This window comes from Mesorhizobium sp. M2A.F.Ca.ET.037.01.1.1 (assembly GCF_003998075.1).
GTDB lineage: Bacteria > Pseudomonadota > Alphaproteobacteria > Rhizobiales > Rhizobiaceae > Mesorhizobium.
The window spans coordinates 1-2,087 of record NZ_RZSA01001070.1; the positions used below are offsets into that span (position 1 = coordinate 1).

The 2,087-nt window shown below is 64.6% G+C and carries 3 protein-coding genes and 1 pseudogene; 2 read left to right on the plus strand and 2 right to left on the minus strand.

Features of this window, described 5'->3' with window-relative positions; all coding sequences use genetic code 11:
* A pseudogene (locus EOA27_RS33460) lies at positions 1–358 on the plus strand (hypothetical protein); the annotation flags it as partial.
* Positions 359–377: 19 nt separating this feature from the next.
* Here the strand turns inward: EOA27_RS33460 and EOA27_RS33465 are convergent.
* Entirely contained in the window at positions 378–590 is a 213-nt protein-coding gene (locus tag EOA27_RS33465) for a hypothetical protein (protein ID WP_126082519.1), read from the minus strand.
* Positions 591–718: 128 nt separating this feature from the next.
* Positions 719–1,114 (minus strand): GFA family protein, encoded by a 396-nt coding sequence (locus EOA27_RS33470; protein ID WP_126082518.1) that lies wholly within the window; start codon positions 1,112–1,114, stop codon positions 719–721.
* A gap of 184 nt (positions 1,115–1,298) precedes the next feature.
* On the opposite strand from EOA27_RS33470, the gene EOA27_RS33475 reads away from it, so the two are divergent.
* On the plus strand, positions 1,299–2,087 hold a 789-nt coding region (locus EOA27_RS33475; protein WP_145970724.1), incomplete at its 3' end, for a 2OG-Fe(II) oxygenase family protein.

Genomic DNA, 2,087 nt, shown 5'->3' on the forward strand with positions numbered 1-2,087 from the left:
CACCTCGCCCTGGCTCACCGCGCTTGTCGGCCGCAAGGGCTGGCGCCACTACATGCTGAAACGTGGCGGCGCGGTCGCCGCTGTGCGCTCGCTTTTCATCGGCCCCGACGGCGCCGCCTGGAGCGGCATCGACGCGCCGGTACCTGGCATCATGGCGCCGAGCTTCGATCTGGATGCCATGCTTGGGGAAAGGCTGGTTCGCGACGGCATCGCCGCCGGCGCGAAGCTGTTTGTCGCCGATATCGAGGCGCCGCTCCCCGACCGCGACGGGCCGGCCTATCGCAACTACGACCGGCTCGGCTTCAAGCTCGCCTATTTACGCAATCACTACGCTTACCTGCCGGCGTATTCGAGCTGACCATTTTCCTGGAGCTGCCTTAGCGATGCAGCCACTGCTTCAGGCAGCTTCTTGCCACCATATGGGCCGGCGGCACCGAAGCCTGGTCGATGCGGGAATAATCGCCGGCCTTGTCGCGCGCCTTTTCCAGGAGCAGGCGAAGCTCGGCCGGCCGCACGCGGTCGCGCGCCATCACGAGCTGGATCATCGGGTCGTTCAAAAGCTCGTCCAGGGTGTTGATGCTCTCGCTCATCCGTCGCCTCCTCGATGCCTGCCCGCATGGCGCTTAGATAGGCAGCCAAAGATGGCCCGCCAATGACGCTTTGCCGGCTATGTCGTGCAGCGGAGATGAAATTTTGTGCAGAGATGCGTCGCAATGACTCAGGCCGGCGGCGCGCCTTCATATTGCGGCAGGCCATCGTCGAGCATCAGCCAGGGCTGCTTCGAGGCAGTCCAGAAATGCATGTCCGGCTTGAACAGCGACGGATCGTCGAGCGAGCCGGAGGTGACGCCGAGAATGTTTCTGGAATCGCGGCGCGAAAACAGGGTTGTGCCGCAAGCCGGGCAGAAGCCGCGCTTGAGGTCAGGCGTGGAATTGATTGTCGCCACCGGCCCGTCGATGGTCACATCGTCGATGCGGAAGAGCAGGCGGGCGTTGAAGGCCGCGCCGATCGCCCTCTGGCAGATCCGGCAATGGCAGACGCGCTCGTTGATCGGCTCCGCCTCGGCCCTGTAACGCACCCCGCCGCACAGGCACCCGCCCTCATATTTCGCCATCACCGACACCCGTTTCGAGGAAATGCCGGCAAGGTAGCGGCCGGCATGAGAGGGTCAAACAAAAAACACTGATGGGATGCGATCGCCTGCGCTGATGTGGGTGGCTCAACGACGTGTCCGCGCCTGCGATTGACAATCGCCCGCCGCCGCGCCCTGCTTATGGCGTCCGACGGGAGGAAGACTGATGGCCGACATCGACACGATCGCGATCGCACCCTTGTTCGGTCCGCCCTCGCCCGCCCGCGACCAGACCGACTCGAGGATCATGGCCGCGGCCTCCGGCATCGGCTTCATGGCGATCCGCGACTTTCCCGGCGACGACTGGCTGACTCCGCAGAACCGGGCGTGGCTGCTGGCGATCTTTTCGCTACCGGAGGCTGAAAAGCAGAAGCTGCTGCGCTGGAATTTCGACCGCACGAAACAAAATGTCTATCGCGGCTGGTTTCCGCTGCAGCCTGGCGCCGTCTCCTATAAGGAAGGCATCGATATGGGGCCGGACATCGCCGACGCGCGGACCGAACCCTCCGGCCTCGATGCCGGCGATCCGCTCTGCGAGGCCACGCCGCTCCCGCCCGAAAGCACTCTGCCCGGCTGGCGCGAGGCTGCCGCCAACTACTACAAGGCGATGGCGACGGTCGGCAACGCGCTGCTGCGCTCGGTCGCGCGCGGCCTGGGGCTGACCGAGACCATTTTCGATAAGGATTTCGAGGGCGGCATCTCGACATTGCGCCTGATCCGCTACCCGTTGCGTGACCCGAACAGCGGCGTCGACCTCAGCGGTCCCGACTTCTCTGTACTCCACAAAGGCGAGATGCGGACCGTCATCGGCCGCGAGCATGCCGATTCCGGTTTCGTCACCTTGCTGGCGCAGGACGGCGTCGAAGGCCTGCAGGCAAAAAACCTTGCCGGCAAATGGATCGACGTGCCGCCCGCCGACAACACGCTCGCCGTCAATTTCGGCAAGCTGCTGGAG